The sequence below is a fragment of the Variovorax sp. PMC12 genome, from assembly GCF_003019815.1.
GTDB lineage: Bacteria > Pseudomonadota > Gammaproteobacteria > Burkholderiales > Burkholderiaceae_C > Variovorax.
In genome coordinates, this window is record NZ_CP027774.1 from 213,852 (window position 1) to 227,395 (window position 13,544).

At 68.0% G+C, this 13,544-nt stretch carries 13 protein-coding genes; 12 read left to right on the forward strand and 1 reads right to left on the reverse strand.

What is annotated here, in order from left to right; translation table 11 throughout:
- Positions 1 to 4 precede the first annotated feature (4 nt).
- From C4F17_RS28485 to C4F17_RS28505, 5 genes are all read left to right on the forward strand, one after another.
- On the forward strand, positions 5 to 487 hold the full coding sequence (locus C4F17_RS28485) for a (2Fe-2S)-binding protein (protein WP_106937859.1): 483 nt from the start codon (positions 5 to 7) through the stop codon (positions 485 to 487).
- Positions 484 to 2,598, forward strand: a complete 2,115-nt coding sequence (locus C4F17_RS28490) for a xanthine dehydrogenase family protein molybdopterin-binding subunit (protein ID WP_106937860.1) — start codon at positions 484 to 486, stop codon at positions 2,596 to 2,598. The genes C4F17_RS28485 and C4F17_RS28490 overlap by 4 nt, the downstream gene beginning before the upstream one ends.
- A gap of 53 nt (positions 2,599 to 2,651) precedes the next feature.
- The gene (locus tag C4F17_RS28495; RefSeq protein ID WP_081270950.1) at positions 2,652 to 3,122 is read left to right on the forward strand and encodes a VOC family protein; all 471 of its coding nucleotides are present in this window, start codon (positions 2,652 to 2,654) and stop codon (positions 3,120 to 3,122) included.
- A complete protein-coding gene (locus C4F17_RS28500; protein WP_106937861.1) occupies positions 3,119 to 4,369 on the forward strand; it encodes an FAD binding domain-containing protein in 1,251 nt (416 codons plus the stop codon). The genes C4F17_RS28495 and C4F17_RS28500 overlap by 4 nt, the downstream gene beginning before the upstream one ends.
- Positions 4,370 to 4,496: 127 nt before the next feature.
- Entirely contained in the window at positions 4,497 to 4,826 is a 330-nt protein-coding gene (locus C4F17_RS28505) for a cell envelope biogenesis protein TolA (protein ID WP_106937862.1), read from the forward strand.
- A gap of 15 nt (positions 4,827 to 4,841) precedes the next feature.
- On the opposite strand, the gene C4F17_RS28510 is transcribed toward C4F17_RS28505, so the two are convergent.
- A complete protein-coding gene (locus C4F17_RS28510) occupies positions 4,842 to 5,771 on the reverse strand; it encodes a LysR family transcriptional regulator (protein ID WP_106937863.1) in 930 nt (309 codons plus the stop codon).
- Between the two features lie 91 nt (positions 5,772 to 5,862).
- Between C4F17_RS28510 and C4F17_RS28515 the strand changes: the two genes are divergently transcribed.
- The 7 genes from C4F17_RS28515 to C4F17_RS28545 all read left to right on the forward strand — a co-directional run bounded on the left by C4F17_RS28515 (position 5,863) and on the right by C4F17_RS28545 (position 13,542).
- On the forward strand, positions 5,863 to 7,320 hold the full coding sequence (locus tag C4F17_RS28515) for an NAD-dependent succinate-semialdehyde dehydrogenase (RefSeq protein ID WP_106937864.1): 1,458 nt from the start codon (positions 5,863 to 5,865) through the stop codon (positions 7,318 to 7,320).
- 33 nt (positions 7,321 to 7,353) lie between these two features.
- A complete protein-coding gene (locus tag C4F17_RS28520; RefSeq protein ID WP_081270955.1) occupies positions 7,354 to 8,349 on the forward strand; it encodes a Bug family tripartite tricarboxylate transporter substrate binding protein in 996 nt (331 codons plus the stop codon).
- Between the two features lie 14 nt (positions 8,350 to 8,363).
- Positions 8,364 to 9,350 (forward strand): NAD(P)H-quinone oxidoreductase, encoded by a 987-nt coding sequence (locus C4F17_RS28525; RefSeq protein ID WP_106938489.1) that lies wholly within the window; start codon positions 8,364 to 8,366, stop codon positions 9,348 to 9,350.
- A gap of 156 nt (positions 9,351 to 9,506) precedes the next feature.
- On the forward strand, positions 9,507 to 10,067 hold the full coding sequence (locus C4F17_RS28530; RefSeq protein WP_106937865.1) for a hypothetical protein: 561 nt from the start codon (positions 9,507 to 9,509) through the stop codon (positions 10,065 to 10,067).
- Positions 10,068 to 10,155: 88 nt separating this feature from the next.
- Positions 10,156 to 10,497 (forward strand): carboxymuconolactone decarboxylase family protein, encoded by a 342-nt coding sequence (locus C4F17_RS28535; protein ID WP_081270958.1) that lies wholly within the window; start codon positions 10,156 to 10,158, stop codon positions 10,495 to 10,497.
- Between the two features lie 11 nt (positions 10,498 to 10,508).
- Positions 10,509 to 12,569: an FUSC family protein gene (locus C4F17_RS28540; RefSeq protein ID WP_159053765.1), complete on the forward strand. Its 2,061-nt coding sequence runs from the start codon at positions 10,509 to 10,511 to the stop codon at positions 12,567 to 12,569.
- Positions 12,570 to 12,843: 274 nt separating this feature from the next.
- Entirely contained in the window at positions 12,844 to 13,542 is a 699-nt protein-coding gene (locus C4F17_RS28545; RefSeq protein ID WP_106937867.1) for an HAD-IA family hydrolase, read from the forward strand.
- Positions 13,543 to 13,544 lie beyond the last annotated feature (2 nt).

The window sequence follows — 13,544 nt, forward strand, 5'->3', positions numbered from 1 at the left end:
ACCCATGACCCCTTCCATCGAACTCCAAGTGAACGGCGTGAGCCACCGCGTGCAGGCCGGCGACAACGACCTGCTCCTCTACGTGCTGCGCAACGACCTGGACTGCAAGGGCGTTCGCTTCGGCTGCGGCGCCGGCAACTGCGGGGCCTGCACGGTGTTGATGGACGGGCGGGCCGTGCAGTCGTGCGACATGCCGATGTGGGGCGTGGCCGGACGCTCGCTCTCGACCCCCGAACAGCTGGCCGGCGACCCGGTCGGCGCCGTGGTACTCGACGCATTCCTGGAATTGCAGGCGGCCCAGTGCGGCTACTGCATCAACGGCATCATGATGTCGGTCACGGCACTGCTTCACCGCACCACCTCGCCCACGCCGGCGCAGCTGCAGGACACGCTGCACCGCCATCTTTGCCGCTGCGGCGCGCATGCGCGGATCCTGCGGGCCATCGAGGCCGCGGCCGCCCGCCTGCGTGCGGAGGCCTCGGCATGAGCCCCGGAGAGACCCCGCCACCCGCCATCCAGGCGCACCCGCTGCTGAACCAGTGGGTGTGGGTGGGGCCGGGACAACAGCTCACCGTGTTCACGGGCAAGGTCGAACTGGGCCAAGGCATCGCGACGGCCCTGGTCCAGATCGCCTGCGACGCGCTGGGCCTGGCACCGGCGCAGGTCGCGCTGGTGGCAGGCGACACCCAACTGTCGCCCGACGAGGGCTACACGGCCGGCAGCCTGTCGGTGCAGTACGGCGGGGCCGCCGTGCGCTGGGCCTGCGCGCACGCCTTTGCCCTGTTCCGCGCAGAGGCTGCAAGACGCTGGCACGTCGCGCCCGCGCAGGTCCATGCCGAAGCCGGATGCTTTCGCGATGCGGGCGGCGGCCGACAGACGAGCTACTGGGCCCTCAGCGATGGCGTCAGCCTGGACGTGGGCATCCTGGCGCCGCCGCCGGCTCATCGCCGCACCGGGACGCCCTACGCCGGGCGGTCGCTGCCGCGGCTGGATTTCGCCGCCAAGCTCACCGGCGCGGCCTATCTGCAGGACCTCGTGATTCCGGGCATGCAGCATGCGCGCATGCTGCGCGGACGGCATCCCGCCCAACGCCTGAAGTCGCTGCCGTTGGCGCAGCTCCAGGCGCTCGACGGTGTCGCGCAGGTGGTGCGCTGCGGCGATTTCCTGGCCCTGGTGGGGCCCCATGAAGGCGCGCTGGTCCGTGCGTTGCCCAAGGCCAGAAAGCTGCTCGAATTCACCGACGTGCCGCTGCCGCACGCCAGCGAGGACACCGTGTCGCTGCTGCAGCACATGCCCAGCCAAGCGCAACGGGTGCATGAAGAGGGTTCGCCTGCCGCCTCCCGCCCAACCCACACCGCCACCTATTCGCGGCCGTATCTGGCCCATGCGTCGATCGGCCCGTCGTGCGCGGTGGCCGACCCGCGCGGCGACGTGCTGCGCGTCTGGTCGCACACGCAGGGCGTCTTTCCGCTGCGCGGCCAGATCGCCCGCGCGCTGGGGCGCGACGCCGGCACCGTCGAAGTCATCCATGCGCCGGGCGCGGGCTGCTATGGACACAACGGCGCCGACGACGTGGCCTTCGACGCGGCCTTCATCGCTACGCGCACCGGCCTGCCGGTGAGGGTGCAGTGGATGCGGGAAGACGAGATGTCCGTAGCACCTTTCGGCTCGGCGAGCGCGGTGCGGCTGCAAGCGGGCCTGGACGACACGGGGCGCATCGAGCGCTGGGAGATGGCCATCTGGAGCCACACCCACATGAACCGCCCCGGCTGGGGAGAAGGCGTCAACCTCCTGGGCGCCTGGGCGCTCGAGCCGCCACAACACCCGTCCGTGCCGCGCGACATGCCGCTGCCGATGGGCGGCGGCCACCGCAACGCGATCGCCATCTACGACCTGCCGCACCAGCAGGTCGACCATCACTTCATTGCGGAATCGCCCATGCGGGTCTCCGCGCTGCGCTCGCTCGGCTCCTACGCCAATCTGTTCGCGATCGAGTGCTTCATGGACGAACTGGCCGCGCTGCGCGACGAAGACCCCGTCGCCTTCAGGCTGCGCCATCTGTCCGATCCCCGCGCCAGGGAAGTGCTGCAGGCAGTGGCCGACATGGCCGGATGGTCGCAGCGCACCGAGGCGGGCTCGGGCAGCGGCCTGGGCATCGCGCTGGGGCGCTACAAGAACCACGCCGCCTACTGCGCCGTGGTGACGCAGGTCAGCGTCGAGGAAAAGATCCGGGTCGAGAAGGCCTGGGTCGCCGTCGATGCGGGCGCGGCGATCAACCCCGACGGCCTCGTCAACCAGATCGAAGGCGGACTCATCCAGTCGCTGAGCTGGACGCTCAAGGAAAGCGTGACGTGGGACGCCACGGGCATCACGTCCTGCGACTGGGACCACTACCCGATCCTGGGTTTCGACGAGATCCCCGAATTCGCCGTGCATGTCATCGACAGACCACACGAACCGAGCCTCGGCGTGGGCGAAGCGGCCGCCGGCCCGGCAGCCGCTTCGGTGGCCAATGCCGTGGCCCACGCGCTGGGCCTGCGTGCCCGGGACCTCCCGCTCACGGCCGAACGCCTGGCAGCGCTCATCTCCGCGGGCTGAGGCGCGCGGTTCTCTTCTTTTTTCCCGTTCGTCTTCATTGCCCAAAGGACACAATGACCATCCAGACCCTCGCGCACTATTCGGTTCGCACGACAAATCTCGACGCGTCGCGCCGCTTCTATGTCGACGTGCTCGGCCTGCAGGAAGGGTTTCGCCCGCCCTTCGACTTTCCGGGGCTGTGGCTCTACAAGGGGGGCGACGAGGCGCAGTTCGGTGTGGTGCACATCATCGGCATCGATGCCAGTTCGCCCGAAGGCCTGATCGCCTACCTCGGCGACAAGGCGCAGGCATCGCTGCATGGCAGTGCCGCTGTCGACCACCTGGCATTCCTGGCCAGCGATCTGCCGGATGTGCACCAGCGTCTGCGCGACGCCGGCCTGGCGTTTCGCGAACGCACCGTTCCCAGCCTGGGGCTGCACCAGGTGTTCGTGGAAGACCCCTCGGGCGTGACGATCGAACTGAATTTCGCTGCGGAAGAGGCGCGGGCGCTCGCCGCGGGCACTGCGCCCGGAGCTGCGGCATGAGCGCGTCGTCTGCACCGGCTCGCAAGGCCCTGGTCATCGGCGGATCGCTCGGCGGCCTGTTCGCGGCCAACCTGCTGCTGCGCAGCGGCTGGGATGTGCATGTGTACGAACGCGTGGCCGACGATCTCGAGAGCCGCGGTGCGGGCGTCGTGACGCATCCGGAGCTCATGGAGGTGCTGACGGCGGCCGGTGTCGACGTCGCGGACGGCATCGGCGTCGAGGTGCGCGAGCGGATCACGCTTGCGCGCGACGGCACGCGCGAGGATTCCAGGCCGCTGCCGCAGACGCTCACTGCCTGGGGGCGCCTCTACCAGGTGCTGCGCCGGGCCTTTCCGTCGGAGCGCTACCACAACGACAAGCAGCTGGTGTCGTTCGAGCAGCATGCGCAGGGCGTGCGCGTCGTGTTCTCCGACGGCAAGGTCGAGCGCGGCGATCTGCTGGTGGCCGCCGACGGCCTGCGCTCCACGGTTCGCAAGGTCCTGCTGCCGCAGGCGATGCCTCAGTACGCAGGCTACGTGGCGTGGCGCGGCCTGGTCGAAGAAGCCAGCCTCTCGCCCCGCACGCTGGAGGAACTCTTCCCGTTCTTCGCCTTCGGCCTGCCGCCACGCGAACAGATGATCGCCTACCCGGTCGCGGGGCACGGCAACAGCGTGGCGCCGGGCAAACGTCGCTACAACTTCGTCTGGTACCGGCCCGCCGACCAGGCCACCACGCTGCGCGAGATGCTGACCGACGCGTCCGGCAAGACGTGGCCCGACGGCATTCCGCCGCCCTTGATTCGCCCCGAGGTCCTGGCCGCGGCAAGACAGGCCGCCCAGGACGTGCTCGCACCGCAGTTCGCCGAGGTCGTCGAAAAAACCGACAACCTCTTCTTCCAGCCCATTTTCGACCTGGAAAGCGAGCGCCTGGCCTTCGGGCGCGTCGCGCTCCTGGGCGATGCGGCATTCGTCGCCCGGCCCCATTGCGGCATGGGCGTCACCAAGGCCGGCAGCGATGCGGCCATGCTGGTGCGCGCACTCGACAGCCATGTGGATATTGCCGACGCGTTGAAGGCCTACGAACGAAGCCGCCGGGAGGCGGGCAGCTTCATCGTGCACCACGCGCGCGCACTCGGCGCCTACATGCAGGCACAGCTCAGCACGCCGACCGAGCGCGCCATGGCCGAACGCTATCGCTCGACCGAAGCGGTGATGCGCGAGACCGCGGTCCCGCCGCTGCGGCCGCAAGGCACGGTACCGGCCGGCTGAGTTACACACGTAATCCGCGACCCCTGGCCTGAAATGAATGCGAAGCCGCGCGCTTGAAGAATCACGGCGTGGTGAGCGAACAGCGCATCACACATCCATTCACCGACAAGCACACAGAGGTCTCCAGATGAAAGCTTTCTACACGCTCGCAGCCTTCGCACTCGCAGCCACGGCCGGCCTGGCCCACGCCCAGGCCGGCGGCGACGCATCGTCCACGCGTTCGCCGATCCTCGACAGCAAGCCGCAACTGCGCGCCGAAGCGAAGAAGGACGCGAGGACGCCCGGCAAGGTCAAGGCCGTGGGCGGCGACGAACTCAAGACGGCCGAGGACGACAGCATCGGCAGCGACAAGTCCGCCAAGTCGGGCCAGACGCGCGTCGCATCGCGCGAAGCGCGCCACCCGGACCGCAAGCCCGCACAGCAGGGCGGCACGCCGGACCTGCCCGGCGCGAAGTAAGCAGGGCCTGCGTCCTCAGGCGCCCTGTGCCATCGCGCGCTGCCAGCTCGCCGGGCGGCCGACGAAGTCGGTCAATGCCGTGGCGAAGGCTTTCAAGCGGGCACTGGGGCGTGGCAGCGCCCGCACCAGGTGGATGCCGGTCACCTCGGCCGGCGGCAAGCCCTGCGGTTGCAGCGCCACCAGCGCCCCGCGGCCGATGTCGTGCCCGACCACCCAGTCCGGCAGGCGGACGATGCCGACGCCATCGACGGCCGCGTGTCGTTGGGCGTCGTAGTCGTCCGCTTCGAAGACGCAACAGCCGTGCTGCGGCAGGTCGTCACCCAACACTTCGCGCCAGCCGAGCTGGCTCTGGCTGCGGCGCTTGTCGATCAACCGGTGCGTGCCCAGGGCGTCGAGCGACTGCAGCGGGCCGTGGCGCCGCAGGTAGTCCGGCGCGGCGCACACCACGTAGGTCTGGTCGGCGAGCTTGGTGCTCACGAGCGCGCTGTCGGGCAGATGGCCGAAGCGGATGGCCAGATCCAGCCGTTCGGTGGTCGGGTCGGCGATGCGCTCGGTCAGGTCGAGCTCCACGCTCAACCCCGGGTGGGCCTCGAACAGCCTGGCAAGGCAAGGAACCACATAGCGCCGCCCGAAGGTGGGCAGGCAGCTCACGCGCAGAACGCCCTCGACCGCGGCCTCGACCGAGCTCACCTCGCTGCGGGCATCGGCCAGGTCGCTGAGGATCTGCACGGCGCGACGAAAGAGCAGCTCTCCCGCGTCCGTGGGGCGCATGGCCCGTGTGGAGCGCGTGAACAGCGACGCCTTCAGTTCCTGTTCCAGCGCGTCGATCTGCCGCGCCACCGACGACACGGCCACACCCCTGCGCCGCGCCACGGCGGAGAAGGAGCCGGCACGCACCGTGTCGACGAAGACTTCCAGGTTTTCCATGGTTCGAGCCTGGCTCACATTTGCGCTCCTTGCAAAGATGTTTCGCGGGGCGGGTGATTGTTCGCTGGCAGGTGCCTGCCTACGATTCCCCCACTTCAGCGATTTAAGCATGCAAAGCAAAGGAGACCCCGTGACCGAGCCCTACGACGAGTTGTTTCTGTTTATCGACGGCGAGTGGATCGAAGGCACCGGCCGCGACACGTCGGCGGTGTTCAACCCGGCCACGGGCGATGTGATCGGCCACGTGCCGCATGCACGCCAGGCCGACCTGGATCGCGCCCTGGAGGCCGCGGATCGCGGCTTCGCGCTGTGGCGCCGCACGCCGGCCTACGACAGGGCCCAGGTGCTGCGCCGCGCGGCCGCGCTGTTGCGCGAACGCGCCGAGCCCATCGCCCGGCAGCTGACGCTGGAGCAGGGCAAGGCCTTGCATGAAGCTCGGTACGAGCTGGCGAGTTCGGCGGACTATTTCGAGTGGTTTGCCGAAGAGGGCCGCCGCGTCTACGGCCGCACCGTCCCCTCGCGGCGCCCCGAGGTGCACCAGCGCGTGCACAAGGAACCGATCGGCCCGGTCGCGGCCTTCGCACCCTGGAACTTTCCGGCCATCACGCCCAGCCGCAAGATCGCGGCCGCGCTGGCCGCCGGCTGCTCGGTCGTCATCAAGCCGGGCGAGGAGTGCCCCGCGACGGCCCTGGCCATCGCGCGCGCGCTGGACGACGCGGGCCTGCCCAAGGGCGTGCTCAACGTGGTGTTCGGCGTGCCCGAGCTGATCTCGCGGCATCTCATCGAATCGCCCGTGATCCGCAAGGTCTCGTTCACCGGCTCGGTGCCGGTCGGACGCTTGCTGGCCGCCCAGGCCGGCCAGGCGCTCAAGCCCATCACGCTGGAACTGGGTGGGCATGCGCCGGTGCTGGTGTTCGCCGACGCGGACATCGACGCGGCGGCCCGGCTGCTGGCGGCCAACAAGTTCCGCGGCACCGGGCAGATCTGCCTGTCGCCCACGCGCATCCTGGTGCAGCGCACGGTGTACGAGCCGTTCCTGAGCAGATTCGTCGCCGAGACGCAGGCCTTGAAGCTCGGCGACGGCCTCGATCCACAAACGCAGGTGGGTCCGGTGTCGAACGCAAGGCGCATCGAGGCCATCGCGGCGCTCGTGGCCGACGCCCGCGCTTGCGGCGCCACGGTGCGCGCCGGCGGCGAGCGCATCGACCGTCCCGGGCTGTTCTGGCAGCCCACCATCCTCACCGACGTGCCGGCGCATGCCAAGGTCATGCACGAGGAGCCCTTCGGTCCGCTGGCCGTGGTGCGCCCGTTCGACACGATTGACGAAGCCCTCGCCGAAGCGAACCGGCTGCCGTACGGGCTGGCGGCCTACGCATTCACCGAGTCGGCGCGTACCGCGCTGCGCGTGGGTGACGAGCTGGAGGCCGGAATGATCGGCATCAACCACGCGCAGATGATTGTTTGCGAGCTGCCGTTCGGCGGCATCAAGGACAGCGGCCATGGCTCGGAGGGTGGTGCCGAAGGCATCCAGAGCTACCTCCACACGAAATTCATCAGCCAGGTCTGATACGCAGGCACAGAAAAAACAGGAGACATCACCATGAAGCTCACCACGCGAGGCATTCGCACCAGCGCTATCGTGGCGCTTGCCATTGCATTCGGACCACTCTGCGGCCACGCTCTCGCGCAAGACACCTACCCCAGCCGCCCGATCACGCTGGTCGTCCCGTTTCCGGCGGGCGGCGTGACCGACGTGGTGGCGCGTGAACTTGCACATCGCATGGCAACGGCGCTCGGACAACCGGTCGTGGTGGACAACCGCGCAGGCGCTGGAGGCAACATCGGGACGCAGGCCGTGGCAAGGGCGGCGCCAGACGGCTACACCCTGGGCGTGCTGACCGTCAGCGCGCTGTCGATCGGTCCCCACCTGAGCCGCAAGCTGCCGTTCGACCCGGCGCGCGACTTCACGCCGATCACCAACCTGGTCAACACCCCGGGCGCCGTCATCGCCGGGCCCGGCGCGCCGTTCAACACCTTCGCCGAGTTCGTCAGGTACGCAAAGGCGAATCCCGGCAAGGTCACCTATGCGAGCGTGGGTCCGGGTTCGATCCCGCACCTGAGCGCCGAGATCCTGGCGAAGGCGACCAGGGTCGACATGGTCCACGTCCCCTACAAGGGTGCCGCGCCCGCGATGCAGGACCTGCTCGCCAACCATATCGACCTGTCCTTCGAGACATCGCTGGCCACCACCATGACGTACCACGCGAACAAGCGCATCAAGGTCCTGGCGATCACCGGCCCGAGCCGCGTCTCCGTGCTGCCCGACGTGCCCACCGTGGCCGAGTCGGGCTATCCGGGTTTCGGCGTGCAGGGCTGGTTCGGTTTCTTCGGCCCCCGGGGACTGTCTCCCGCCAACGTGGAAAAGCTCAACAAGGCCGCCGCGCAGGCCTTCGCCGATCCCGCGTTGCGCCAGCGCCTGGAGCAACTCGGAATGCAGCCCGACACGGGAAGCGCCCAGCAGTTCCGGCAATTCCTTGCGCAGCAAGACAAGGTCTGGGCCGAAGCGGTCAAGGGCCTTCACATCGTTCTGGAATGAAAGAGAAACAAGCCATGCAAGCCATCGTTTTCGACGAGTTCGGCGGACCCGAAGTGCTCACGACCCGCGAGGTTGCCCGCCCGGAGGTTCGGCCCCATGACCTGCTGGTGGCCAATGCCTCGATCGGCGTCAACCGCGCCGACATGTCGCATCGCAAAGGGGCCTACGGGCGCGCCAACTTCGGTGACTCGGACATCATGGGCCTGGAAATCGCCGGAACGGTGGTGGACATGGGGTCGCAGGTGCAGGGTTACGCCATCGGGGACCGTGTCATGGGCATCGTGGGCGGGGGCGCCTATGCCGAACTGTCGCGCATCGATCACCGCATGGCCATGCACGTCCCGCCCGGCCTCGCGCTGCGCGAGGCCGGCGCGGTGGCCGAGGTGTTCGTGACGGCGCACGAGGCGCTGTTCCATCTGGCCCGCCTGCAAGCCGGCGAATCGGTGCTGATCCATGCAGCGGCGGGCGGGGTCGGGTCCGCCGCGGTACAGCTTGCACACGCCGCCGGCGCGCGCGTGTTCGCCACCGCGGGCGGCGACAAGCGCGGTGCCGTCGAGCGTTTCGGCGCCGACGAGGTGATCGACTACCGCACCGACGACTTCCAGTCCGTGGTGGCCCGCAAGACGCACGGCCAAGGCGTGGACGTCGTGATCGACTTCGTCGGCCCCTCTTACCTGGAGCGCAACGTGCGTTCGCTGGCAGTGGGCGGGCGTTTGGTGGTCGTCGGCCTGCTCGGAGGCACCGAGGGCGCCGTGCTGCCGATGGACGTGCTGCTGTACCGCCACCTGCAGATCTTCGGCACGGTGATGAAGTCCCGTCCGCCCGAGGTCAAGCAGGCCATGGTCCAGCGCTTCGCGCAGCGTTGGCTCGATGCGTTGGCGGGCGGCGTGATCCGTCCGGTGATCGACAGCACCTATGCGCTCTGCGAGGCGGCACAGGCCCATCGGCGCATGGAATCGGGCGAGAGCGTCGGGAAGATCCTCCTGCTGCCCGGTGGTTGATTGCCCGGGCGATTACAGCTGAAACGCTCGACGGCGCGGCTGGAATCCCGCCGCAACACGGGCTTGAGACATTGGATCCCGGCAACAGCGCCGCGCGCAGTTTCCAACAACGGCTGGCACTTTCGCCTCCATCCAATGTCCTTTCAAGGAGTTCTCATGACCGACATCATCCGCAGCGACCTCGTCCTCTCCCAATCGGCCTTCAGCCACATCATCGACGTCCCCATCGAGCAGATCGACATCGGCAAATGGCTCTTCGGCCTGGCCGAAGCCGAGTACCAGCGGTGCGCGCCGCCGGACCACATCTCGTGCGGCACGACCCGCACCGACGATGGTCGTCCGATGTCCATCAATGTGGAGCAGATCGGCACCGGTCTGGTCATCCAGCACTACGTGGGTGAAGTCGTCGGAAAGCGCCGCTGTCTCATGGTCTCCACCTCGGATGTCTTCACACCGGCGGGCCGCACGCGGGTGCAGGTCATCTGGGAGCTCAGCGCCAAGGGCCTGAGCGACGGACGCACCGAGTACACGAACTCGGTGGTGTCCCACCCGACGGAGGACTTCCTGAATTTCATCGCAAGCCACGGGGTGAGCTTCGAGCAGGCATCGCACGATCGTCAGGTGGCCTCCGGGGACCACAACAGCCGCGAAACGCCTTTGTTCGCACAGAGCATCGCCCGTGCGGCGCTGGCCAACGCCACGGCTGTCGCCGCATAAGAAAAAGCGTCGGCGGCGACACCGCGCGGTGTCGCTGCTTCCGCGTCCGACGTCTCGGCCGCGCGCACAACACCCTTCATGCAAGCTCATGAAAAGCGACAACCACAACCAGTCGCCGCGCGAGACGGCACGCGCCTTCACGCCTGAACTTTCGGCGCTCGTCGAAGATCCACTGTTCTCGCAAGTGTGGGCGGATGATCGCCTTTCTGCGAGAGAGCGCAGTCTCGCGACGCTCGCCGCACTGATCGTTCTGCACCGGCCGGAGGAACTGCCGGCACATCTGCGGCGCGCCATCGACAACGGGTTGGAGAAGCCACAGATATCGGCGCTCATCACACACCTGGCCTTCTACGGAGGATTCCCCTCGGCCATCAGCGCCTCCGCCATTGCAGCCGAAGTGCTTGGCGCGTTGAACGCCGGCTCAAGGTGACGAGGCCGATCATGAGCGCTGTCCCCGCTTCCGCGCCCCGCGCACGTCGCATTCATCTTCCGCTTCGGGCGTTACTCCGGATGCCGGCCTGGGTGGTCAACGGCTTGACTGTCGCATCAGGGCTGATGCTCGTGCAAGGCTCCATACTGCTGATGGCAGGTGCCCATGCGGCGCAAGCCGCGATTGCAACGGGCGTCTGTGCCAGCCTGGCCGACGTCGTGACCACCACGGACCGCGTGGCACGGCGCGTGCTGGCGGCAGTCATCGCCAGTACCGTCTGCGCAACGTTGTTCCTGGCAGTCAGGCCCTGCGAAGCGATCGTGATCCCGACCGTCGTTCTGATCGTGTTCGCTGCCATGCTCCTCCAAGCCTGGGGACCGAAGGCCGGGACGGTTTCTTTTGCGACCACCATGTCACTCGTCTTCGCGATGTCCGTTCCCGCGTCGCAAGGCCTGACGTTCGATTCCGCCGCCTGGGGGCTGGTCGGCGCCATAGGCTATTGGATCTGGGCTGTCCTCACCGCGCATCTCCTGCAACCGACCTGGCGAAGACTGGCGCTGGCGTCCGTCGTGCAGGACATGGCCGGTCTTCTTCGTGCACTCGCGGCGCGCACGCGCGATCCCGCCGATCTGCAGGTGCAGGAACAGGTCGTGCGCCAGGAAGCGAAGCTTGCCGAGCAGATGCAAGCCGCGCGGGATCTGATCTTCGCGAACACCGACGGGCCTGCGGCGCACCTGCAAACCTGCGTTCTTCTGCGATTGACGGACCTGCGCGATCTCGCCATTGCCGGAAAGATCGACACGGCGCTTGTCCGGCATGGCGCCGCCTCGTTGCAGGAGCGACTGATTTTTGCCGACGTGCTCCAGCACATGGCGCTTGCTATGGATGGTGTCGCGCAGCATGTCCGAACCGCCAGGCTGCAGCCGCTCGACGCGACGGTGGAACGACAGATCGGGCGCCTTCTCGATGCGCTGGAGGCGCGAGCCCGCGATGGACGCGATGACGCGCGACGGGTCGTCGCCGAGATCCTTCGAAGCCAGTTCGCCCACGTTCGGGCGATACAGGCAATGCACACCGCCATCGAGCAGCCCCGGCTGCCGTGTCGGCGCTCGGACCTTCGCCGCTACATCGCGCCTGACGCGTGGCGATGGGCTGCCATCTGGACGCAACTGCGGCCCGACTCTCCCACGTTCAGGTACGCGGTGAGGACCGCCTTGGCTGCCGGATCGGCCTACGCCATCTGCCGGCTCCTGCCCTGGACTGCGCATCCGCAGTGGGTACTTCTGAGTGTCACGGTCGTGATGCAAGGCAGTCTGGCGCAGACGCTCGTGCGACGCAATGCCCGCGTGTGGGGTACGTTGTCGGGGTGTGTGGTGGTGGCGCTTCTGGCGTGGAGCTCCTCGACGCTCTTTCTGACCTTGTGCTTTCTGGTCGCTGCGGGTGTTGCCCACGCATACCTGGGTGTGCGCTACTCGGTCACCGCCGCCGCGGCCGCCGTGATGGCGGTCCTGCAGGCGCATCTCGTCGCGCACGGCACCGACTTCAGCATCCTGGAGCGGGTCGCCGACAGCGTGATCGGCGCCCTCGTCGGATGGGCCGCGAGCTACGCATTGCCCAGCTGGGAGAGACGCCGCCTGTCGAACGATCTACGCCAGGCACATGAGGCCATCCGCGCCTACGCCTCGGAGATCCTGAAGCTGGACGAAGCATCTCCAGGCTTGCCAAGATTCACCCGGCAACGCGCATACGACGCGATCCGCGCGATCGGGGCAACCCAGTCGCGAACCCTGGCGGAACCGGCTTCCGTTCGGCTCCCCGCCGCGGAACTGACACTGTGGCTGGCAGCGGCCTACGACCTGATGTCGCATCTCTCGAACGCGCGGCTTTCACTCACATTGCATGGGCGAGCGCCGGCCCCGCGCCACTCGGCAACGCTCTGGCGCAAGTCGTCTGCGAGCTCGATCACGCATTGCGGCCAAGCACGCTGGAGCGCAGTTCGGTGCTTGAGCCGGCCGCCCGATCTGCGCTCGGTTCCGTTCCCGATCTGCTGCCCAGGCTTCAGGATGCATTGAAGGACGCCGCCAACGTCGGAATGGCATCGTGCAAGCTTCGTTCGATGCTCGCTCGTCGGGCAAATGGCGGGCTGCCTCGCGATCCCGAGGCCGGTTGATTGCGACTGCCCCGAGGCGGCAGGCCGCCGGGCCATTCACCCTTTGCGCAAGAAGATGCTGGAGGGCCGCCGACAACGACATCCTGTGCCGCGGCGCAACCCCAGTTCAGGACCGTGCTCCCGGTGGCGGACCTATGCTCGACGAAGCCATCCCACTTCCTTCCTGGAGCTGTTCCATGTCCCTGAAAGATTTCAAGGTCCTCACCTTCGACGTCGTCGGCACGCTGATCGATTTCGAGGGCGGCATGCTCGCCTATCTGCGCAGCGTGGTGCCCGATGCCCGGGTGAGCGACGACGACTTCCTCGCCGCCTACCGGCGCGCACGCGCCGACGGCAACGCCGGCTGGTATCCCGACGACCTGGCGCGCTGCTGGCACGCCGTTGCCCCCGCGCTGGGCCTGCCCGATGACGACGCCATTGCCCAGGGCCTGCGCGAGTCGGTCTCGCAATGGCCGGCCTTCCCCGATGCGGTGGAAGCGCTGAAGCGGCTCGGCAAGCGCTTCAAGCTGGTGACGATGACCAATGCGCAGGCCTGGGCACTGGCGCATTTCGACAAGACGCTGGGCTCGCCCTTCGACATGCTGCTGAGCTGCGACGACGCGCTGTGCGAGAAGCCCGATGCGCGCTATTTCGCCTATGCACGCGGCCGCTTCGAAGGCGCCTGGGGCTTCAGGCAGGCCGACAACCTGCACGTGGCACAGAGCCAGTACCACGACATCGGCATTTCAAAGCAATTGGGCATCACGACCTGCTGGATCGAGCGCCGTCATGCGCAGAAAGGTTCGGGCGGCACCATCGAGTCGAAGCACACCGTGCCCGACTACCACTTCCACACGCTGGCCGAACTGGCCGATGCGGTCGAAGCCGGGCATTGAGC

Coding starts and splice junctions, on each gene's coding strand:
- C4F17_RS28485 (WP_106937859.1), top strand. CDS start 5: ATGACCCCTTCCATCGAACTCCAAGTGAACGGCGTGAGCCACCGCGTG.
- C4F17_RS28490 (WP_106937860.1), top strand. CDS start 484: ATGAGCCCCGGAGAGACCCCGCCACCCGCCATCCAGGCGCACCCGCTG.
- C4F17_RS28495 (WP_081270950.1), top strand. CDS start 2,652: ATGACCATCCAGACCCTCGCGCACTATTCGGTTCGCACGACAAATCTC.
- C4F17_RS28500 (WP_106937861.1), top strand. CDS start 3,119: ATGAGCGCGTCGTCTGCACCGGCTCGCAAGGCCCTGGTCATCGGCGGA.
- C4F17_RS28505 (WP_106937862.1), top strand. CDS start 4,497: ATGAAAGCTTTCTACACGCTCGCAGCCTTCGCACTCGCAGCCACGGCC.
- C4F17_RS28515 (WP_106937864.1), top strand. CDS start 5,863: ATGCAAAGCAAAGGAGACCCCGTGACCGAGCCCTACGACGAGTTGTTT.
- C4F17_RS28520 (WP_081270955.1), top strand. CDS start 7,354: ATGAAGCTCACCACGCGAGGCATTCGCACCAGCGCTATCGTGGCGCTT.
- C4F17_RS28525 (WP_106938489.1), top strand. CDS start 8,364: ATGCAAGCCATCGTTTTCGACGAGTTCGGCGGACCCGAAGTGCTCACG.
- C4F17_RS28530 (WP_106937865.1), top strand. CDS start 9,507: ATGACCGACATCATCCGCAGCGACCTCGTCCTCTCCCAATCGGCCTTC.
- C4F17_RS28535 (WP_081270958.1), top strand. CDS start 10,156: ATGAAAAGCGACAACCACAACCAGTCGCCGCGCGAGACGGCACGCGCC.
- C4F17_RS28540 (WP_159053765.1), top strand. CDS start 10,509: ATGAGCGCTGTCCCCGCTTCCGCGCCCCGCGCACGTCGCATTCATCTT.
- C4F17_RS28545 (WP_106937867.1), top strand. CDS start 12,844: ATGTCCCTGAAAGATTTCAAGGTCCTCACCTTCGACGTCGTCGGCACG.